Here is a 7,213-nt window from a genome sequence, read left to right as displayed (position 1 = left end):
GAATGCGTGGTGGGTCACGGCATCCAGCCGGCAATGCAGGGCATCTACGAGGGCATCGAGGAGACCCTGAGACACGAGCTGGCCCGCGTCACGCTCGAGAACGTACTCCGGGACGTACTCGCGGCACCTCGCTAGCCTCCCCGTTACGCCCTGACACCATCAAGATCCCCATCCATGCCCAGGCCGGCGAACAGCCTGGCAACCAGTCATGCCGAAGACTGTTGCAGTATCAGACCGTGTCCTACGAGCTCGTAACTTGATCTTGTTGAAGTGCCCTGGTCCGGCGTGACCGATGTGACGATTCCGCCGTTCGGGAGGATGTGAGCACCCGGCCGTGGATCGTGGACGACGACTTGTGGGCGCTGATCGAGCCGCTGCTGCCGCCCTGGCCGGAGAAGTCGCCGGGCCCGCGGCCGGTGGCGGACCGGCTGTGTCTGCAGGGCATCCTGTACGTCCTGCACAACGACATAGCCTGGCAACTCCTGCCGCTGGAGCTGGGATTCGGTTCCGGGCAGACCTGTTGGCGGCGCCTGGGTCGGTGGCAGCAGGCCGGGGTCTTCGACCAACTGCACCGCATCCTGCTCGCCGAGCTGAACTCGGCCGGCGAACTCGACTGGTCCCGCGCGTGCGTGGACGGCTCCCACATCCGCGCGAAAAAGGGGGCGCCGACACTGGTCCGTCGCCGGTCGACCGGCGGAAGACGGGCAGCAAACACCACCTGATCTGCGACGGACGCGGCACCCCGTTCAAGGTCATCACCACCGCGGCCAACGTCAACGACGTCACCCAGACCCTCGCCCTCATCGATGGCATCCCGCCCGTGGCCGGACGAACCGGCCGCCCACGCCGCCACCCCGACTCACTCCTCGGTGACAAGGGCTACGACTCCAACCCCACCCGGCGGGAACTGCGCAAGCGGCGGATCCTGCCGGTCATCTCCCGCAAGGGCGCCCCGAACATCAAGGGCCTGGGCAAGCTCCGCTACGTCGTCGAGCAGACCTTCGCCCTGCTCCACCAGTTCAAACGCCTCGCCGTCCGTTGGGAACGCCGAACCGAACTCCACGACGCCTTCGTCTCGTTGGCCTGCAGCCTCATCTGCTGGAGACGCCTCAAGAAGGCCCGCCCATGATCGTGTTACGAGCTCTTAGGCAACTTGAGCGTGGGCTGCGGTGCTTGCTGAGCGGGGATTTGGGGCGTCTGCAGCTCAACAGCCGCCGCGCCCGAGGCCGTCGGCGCGCCACCCTCACCGCTTTGTCCCTTGCTCTTCCGCTTGCGCCTAACCATTGAGTCCCCCAGGCCGGGCAGGCTTGTGCTTCGCGCGCGAGCGCTTCACCCGAGTCACGCCGCCAAGTACGTAAGTCACGCCGACCAGTTGCCTGATGGCGCATCAGGGACAATGGTGCACCACTCGGCTCACTTTTACTCCGTCTTCGTCGCAGTTTGTGACCTTCAAGTTACGGGCAGCTTGTAAAGTTCGCCAGCGTCGCGCCGTAGGTGCCGACCACGACGAGGTGACGAGGCCGCGACGCTTGCAACACGTCTGGTGCCCCTGTCACGGGCCCGCCGTCACTGCGTGCTCTGGTCGACGACAAGCCGGTAACGTGGTTGAGGTCGGTGGGGGTACAGCGAGGCACACACGCGCCTCATCGGCCGGCGCAGCCGCCATCGTGGCTGACTGTCGTCGGCTGAGGCTCAGACGACCCCAAGGCTGGCCCCCGCTCAAGGTGCCTCGGGGGCTTGCCAATTGCGTGCCAGATCCTCCGGGGACTCGCGGGGGGGGGAGCGAGGACTCAGCCACCGATCGCCAGGGCTGGTACACCGCTCCGCCGCAGGTCGGTGCCGTAGTCGTCCCTCGAAGACCCAGGCTCCGCGAGCGGAGAGTCTTGCGAGTAGGCAACAGTTGGCCATGCGCAGCTACGGTTGGCCAACTGGCGATCGATCCATCCGGTTAGGTTCGCGAATAGAAGCCATGCAACCGACTGGGCGCTTGGACGGTCCTGTGCCGTGTGAAACCTAACCTGTCCCCGCGCCGGGGCCTGCGTCTTTGGCCCGTCGGCCCAGTCCTCACCCTGGCCTTCATCACCGCCATCGCTGTTGCCGGCGCAGTGTTCTTCACAGCATGGGACCTGCTCGGCGTCCAAGGCCTCAAGCCCGAACGTCGGGTCGATTCGAAGACTCTTTTCGACCTGGTCAAGCTCTCCTTCGGCGTCGTCGCTGGGGCCGGTGCTCTGGTCGCTCTGATCGTGGCCTATCGGCGTCAGCGTGTCGACGAGGATGCTGCGCTGCGGGAAGCCACCCGCCTGCACACCGAGCGTTTCACCACCGCGGTATCCCAGCTAGGTGAGGAGTCCGCCGCGGTGCGCCTGGGCGGGGTGCACGCTCTGGCTGGTCTTGCCGACGACGCGCCGACCCGCGATCTGCGCCAGACCTGTATCGATGTCTTGTGCGCCTACCTCCGACTTCCCTATACGGCCGAGGCCAGCATCCCTGCCGACGACGCCGAAGCCCGGCACGCCTATCTGGCTCTGCGTGAAGTACGACATACCATCATCCGACTCATCCGAGATCACCTGCGCCTGACACCCGACCATCCGCGCTCCTGGCAAGGGCATGATTTCGACTTCAGCAACGTTGTCTTCGACGGCGGCGACTGGACCCGAGCGCGGTTCTCTGGCGGCCACGTCGCCTTCGATGGCGCACGGTTCTGCGGGGGCGACCTCTCCTTCGGAGGTGCGGAGTTCTCAGGTGGGCAGGTCTCCTTCGGCGCTGCCGAGTTCGTAGACGGCCACGTCCACTTCATGTTCGCGGAGTTTTCCGGCGGTGAGGTCATCTTCGAGGAGGCGCAATTCTCCGGCGGCCAGGTGTCCTTCACAGGAGCACAATTCTCGGGCGGCCAGGTGTTCTTCGACACCGCAGAGTTCTCAGGTTGCGATGTCTCCTTCAACGCTGCGGCGTTCTCCAAAGGAAAGATCACCTTCGTCTCTGATTTTTCTGGCGGAAAGGTGTCTTTCAACAACGCCCAGTTCTCGGGCTGCGAGGTCTCCTTCGACCGCTCGGAGTTCACCGGATGCGAGGTTTCCTTCGACGGCACGGCGTTCTCTGGTGGCACGATTGACCTTCGACAGGCGGTGGGGAACGCGCCTGATGGTTTGCCACCAGCAGACGTAAGGCCACTTCCGTCGAGCCTGCTGCTGCCTGAGAGTTGGCATCAGCCCACTGTCTGAAGGGTGTCCGGCCAAGCTGGGAGGGCTAATGCCTGATTCGCTCAACCAGAAGCCCAAGCCGCTCTCCGGTCCCTGCGCCGCGCCTACCCCAAAGTTCAGTGGCACACGGCAGGCGGACACTCCCCCGAGTCCGAGCCCCTCTGGGACTCTGTCAGCGTTGACGTTTCCGGCAAGTACACCCAGCGGGAAAGGTGCGACTGTATCGAACCCCGACGAGCGCAGTGAGCGTGAATAAGACCCCATGCACACCAGGGCATAGACGAGGGCCCCACTGAAGCAGGCCGATGATGCGAGCCGCACCACAAGCGCACCAGAAGAAGCGGGAACAGCGGGGAACCACGGGGAACGCAGCCCAGCCCGACGAGGCCACGCCCCGGCCGTTCGCCCAGGTCAGCACCCGAACCAGCCCCAAATGCTCGCAGCTTCCCAAGCTGAGGGCCCCGAAGCTACCGTTGCGAGCCGACCGTCGCAGCTTGCTCTGGTCGACGACACAAGCCGGTAGCGTGGCTGAGACCGGTGGGGGTACAGCGAGGCATACGCGTGCCTGATCGGCCGGCGCACCCGCCGTCGTGGCTGACTGTCGTCGGCTGAGGTTCGTGCCACAACCGTGCCAGATGCAGAGGTCAGCCACGGTCAATGAGGGTGTCCTGCGGTCGAGTTGCCGGGCGCCTCACCTGGTAACAAGACCGCAGCTCACCGGCACGATCCCCCAGCCTCTCTCCTAAGGTGGTTGTCCAGCCCGCTCACCGAGTCCACACCCGCAGGAACTCTTCGGCCGGGATGGCTTCCAGCGGATCCTCTTCAGGATCGATCGCTTGGTCCGTCAGGAAGCCGTGCTCGTCCTCCAGGTGCTCCCAGCTGTACCGGTGGAGTTGGCCGGCCGAAGTCAGCTCGGCTTGCTTGATGACGACCAACTCACCGCGGTCAGGTACGGCCTCGATGTACCACAAGCCACCCTCCTCGTCAGCGTGGCGGAAGTGGTGCCGCTGGGTGGCGGCTTCATCGAGTGCTCGGAAATACGTCATGGTCTCTGCTTTGATGCGCTCCAGGTCAACCACGGGACCATCGTGTCAGCGAGTGCACGCGGTTGCCCCCTTCTGACATCCACGAGTGACGTCAACGGGGCCGGACGTCAGCACTCCCAGGCGGTCTGGCATGGCCAGCGTGGCCAGGTGGCTCCCCGATGGTGCCGAGGAGCGATCGAACTCCTAAAGCGGGTGCCACCGGATCTCTTCCAGAAGCGCTCACTGACCAAGCAGAAGGACGGGGCTCCGCGCAACGCCCAGTAGGTCGCGCAGAGCCCCGTGCAGGCGAGTCGGGGGCTCAGGCCGTCGCGGCGGCCCGAGGCACTGGCCGACTCGAGGTATCGAGCCAGATGCTCTGTCCCTCGGCGGTCACGGTCACCCCGAAGCGCTCCCGGCCCGGTCGGCCGTGCTCGACGTACAGCTCGTGCGCGGCCTCCACCGCATCCCACAGCGGGCGCGGCCCTGCCTGCCGTACGGCGCCGTCCTCGGCGCGCGCCCACGCGCCGTCAGTGCCCCACAGCTCCACGGCCGTCACGAGGCCATCGTCGCCGCGCTCGAAGGCGAACCCGGTGTCGGGAGCGACGAGGGACAGCACGAAGCGGAATGCCTCGTCCTCGGCGACGGCGGCCAGCTCCAGGCCGGTCAGTCGGCCGCTCGTCGCGTCCGGCCTGCCCGGGTGGGCCGGAGTGCCGGTGGTGCCGGCGTCGCGTACGGCCATGAAGTACGAGCGGGCGGGCAGGAACCTGCCCTCGGCACGGCCGTCGTCGGCGACGACCAGGCACACCGTGCCCCAGCCCACCGGGCACACGATCAGGCCTGCGGGCTTCACCTGCTCCAGCCACGCGGCCGGGATCGTGCTGAAGCCACAGGTGGCGATGAGCCGGTCGTAGGGGGCCTGGCCCGGGTGGCCCTCGCGGCCGTCCCCGGCGTGGACGAGCGGGGTGTATCCGGAGCGCCGTAGCCGCGATCCCGCCAGCCGCGCCAGCACCGGGTCAACCTCCACGGTGACGACCTGGTGGCTGCCGAGCCGCTCCGACAGGAGCGCGGCGTTGTAGCCCGTGCCGGTCGCGATCTCCAGCACCCGGTGACCGTCGACGACGTCGAGGGCCTGGAGCATGGTGAGCATCAGGCCGGGGGCCGTCGACGACGAGGTGGCCACGCCGTCGGTCAGCTGCGTCGCCAGCGCGTCATCCGTGTACACCAGGTCAAGCCAGTCCGGGTCGGCGGACGTCACTCGCCGCTGCCCTTCGCCTGTCAAGGCCCAGAACTCGGGCACGTACGGGTGGCGCGGAACGGTCTCGAACACCTTCCGCCATGTTGGGTCTGTGAGTTGGCCGCTGGCCTCCAGGCCGTCAGCCAGCGCCACGCGCAGCTCGGCAGCGCGCTCTTCGGTGTGCGTCGTCATGGTCGTCCCTTGGCGAGTAGATCAGCGATATGCGCGGCGATGGGTAGGCCCGTCTTGTTCTGGATCCAGGACCACTCTCCGGACGGGGTGACCGCGAAGTCGAACGCGCCGAAGTTGAGCCGGAAGTGCTCCAGCCAGCCCAGCACGCCCGTCCGTACGTCGTCCGGGACTTTGCACACGTCGTAGGTGAGGGCGTCGTAGTCGCTGCGCCAGTCCACGCGGGCCGTGTCGCTGCCCGCGTGGATCTCGGCGGCGAACATGTCCGTGCCCACGACGGTCAGCCGCACCTCGTGCGACTTGGGCACCCACTCCTGGAACAGGTGCGCCGTCAGGGACACGGAGTCGTCGATGGCGTCGGGGTCGACCACGTGGGTGGGGACCCCGGTGCGGCGGCCGTCCGGGTACTCCAGCGGACCGCCCATGAGCGGCTTGCAGATCATCCGGCCGCCGACCTGGTTGCAGAACTTCCGGGCCGCCTCCGGCTCCGTGGTGATCAGTGAGCGGGGCGTACGGAGTCCGTGCGCAGCCGTTACCGGGAGCTGTCCCGGCTTGTGGGAGGCCATGCCGTCCACCTCGGGTCGGTTGACCCACGTCCCGGCAGCGCGTACAGCGTGCCGAGCAGGCCGGCCAACGCCGGTTCGTTCGCCCACGAGCGGTGGGGCTCCTCCAGCCGCTCGGAGACGGCGGGAAGGCGGGGCCGCCTGTAGTAGACGGCCCTCACCTCCTCCAGCCGCACGGAGCGGTACTCGTCAGCCAGGACCCCCGCCCAAGGTGCTGCAGCGTGCTCGACGGACAGAGAGACGGTGAGCGGGAAGTCGCCCATGTCGAACCGCATCACCGGCACGTGCCGGATCGTCAGCTCGTCGATCACCAGGTCCGCTGCGGGGTCTAGTTCCTTGGTGACGACCAGCACCGGGCCGCCGGACAGATGCTGTGTCACCGCATCAGGTACGGGGCGGCGGTGTCGTCATTCTTGCTGTCCCAGTTCGTGTTCGTGCAGCTCCCGGCCAGGGTGGCGGACCGGCTCCACACGAGGCCGGCCATCCCCAACCGGCGGGCGCAGCGCGCGCAGTCGAGGGCGATCGCTGGCGCGGGCTGAGCTGGTCCACGCGCGGCAGCTCGGCCACGGCGGGCGCGCTCACTGTTCGCCGTCCGCGCGCAGCTCGGCCCACACGCGTTTCCCGCCGTGCACCAGCTCACTGCCCCACGCGTGGGCGAGGGCGTCGACGAGGACCAGGCCGCGGCCGCTCTCGTCGTCGGCCGCCGGTGTGCCCGGGGTGGGTCTGGTGCGCGAGGTGTCCGTCACGACGACCCGCGCGGACACGGTGCCGGTGCGGGTGATCGAAGCGCCGACCGTGGCGGCGTCCGTGTGCTCCACCGCGTTGGCCACCAGCTCCGTAACGACCTGCTTGGCGACGTCGACCAGCTGAGGCAGGCCCCACGTCTCCAGTGCGAGCGCTATGTCCCGCCGTGCCTGAGTGGCGGCCTCCAGCGTCGCCGGATAGCGCTCCTGATAGCGCTGTGGTCCTACGGGTACAGCGGTCATGGTCATCGTCGCG

The 7,213-nt window shown here is 67.6% G+C and carries 7 protein-coding genes and 1 pseudogene; 3 read left to right on the top strand and 5 right to left on the bottom strand.

Annotation, left to right across the window (positions count from 1 at the left end; genetic code table 11):
* From CLM62_RS51305 to CLM62_RS09175, 3 genes and pseudogenes are all read left to right on the top strand, one after another.
* Positions 1–135: pseudogene (locus CLM62_RS51305) on the top strand (transcriptional regulator); the annotation flags it as partial.
* Positions 136–320: 185 nt separating this feature from the next.
* A protein-coding gene (locus tag CLM62_RS09180; protein ID WP_257003757.1) for an IS5 family transposase occupies positions 321–1,129 on the top strand; the annotation gives its coding sequence in 2 pieces (ribosomal slippage) (positions 321–638 and positions 641–1,129; 807 coding nt in all).
* 877 nt (positions 1,130–2,006) lie between these two features.
* Positions 2,007–3,224, top strand: coding sequence for a pentapeptide repeat-containing protein (locus tag CLM62_RS09175; RefSeq protein WP_257003756.1), 1,218 nt, complete (start codon positions 2,007–2,009; stop codon positions 3,222–3,224).
* Positions 3,225–3,967: 743 nt separating this feature from the next.
* Here CLM62_RS09175 and CLM62_RS09170 read toward each other — a convergent pair.
* The 5 genes from CLM62_RS09170 to CLM62_RS09155 all read right to left on the bottom strand — a co-directional run bounded on the left by CLM62_RS09170 (position 3,968) and on the right by CLM62_RS09155 (position 7,206).
* Positions 3,968–4,282, bottom strand: a complete 315-nt coding sequence (locus CLM62_RS09170; protein WP_257003755.1) for a hypothetical protein — start codon at positions 4,280–4,282, stop codon at positions 3,968–3,970.
* A 265-nt stretch (positions 4,283–4,547) separates the two neighbouring features.
* Positions 4,548–5,654 carry a methyltransferase domain-containing protein gene (locus tag CLM62_RS09165; RefSeq protein ID WP_095749353.1) on the bottom strand — a complete coding sequence of 369 codons (1,107 nt, stop codon included), beginning with the start codon at positions 5,652–5,654 and terminating at the stop codon, positions 4,548–4,550.
* A complete protein-coding gene (locus CLM62_RS50715; protein WP_218835576.1) occupies positions 5,651–6,217 on the bottom strand; it encodes a hypothetical protein in 567 nt (188 codons plus the stop codon). Before CLM62_RS50715 ends, CLM62_RS09165 begins: the two co-directional genes overlap by 4 nt.
* The gene (locus tag CLM62_RS50710; protein WP_218835575.1) at positions 6,184–6,594 is read right to left on the bottom strand and encodes an MvdC/MvdD family ATP grasp protein; all 411 of its coding nucleotides are present in this window, start codon (positions 6,592–6,594) and stop codon (positions 6,184–6,186) included. The genes CLM62_RS50715 and CLM62_RS50710 overlap by 34 nt, the downstream gene beginning before the upstream one ends.
* 198 nt (positions 6,595–6,792) lie before the next feature.
* Positions 6,793–7,206 carry an ATP-binding protein gene (locus CLM62_RS09155; RefSeq protein ID WP_257003754.1) on the bottom strand — a complete coding sequence of 138 codons (414 nt, stop codon included), beginning with the start codon at positions 7,204–7,206 and terminating at the stop codon, positions 6,793–6,795.
* Between the last annotated feature and the right edge of the window lie 7 nt (positions 7,207–7,213).

Origin of the sequence: Streptomyces sp. SA15 (assembly GCF_002291145.1) — a bacterium.
Classification (GTDB): domain Bacteria; phylum Actinomycetota; class Actinomycetes; order Streptomycetales; family Streptomycetaceae; genus Streptomyces.
Note: the sequence above shows the minus strand (reverse complement) of the source record. Positions and strands in the feature narration are given on the sequence as shown.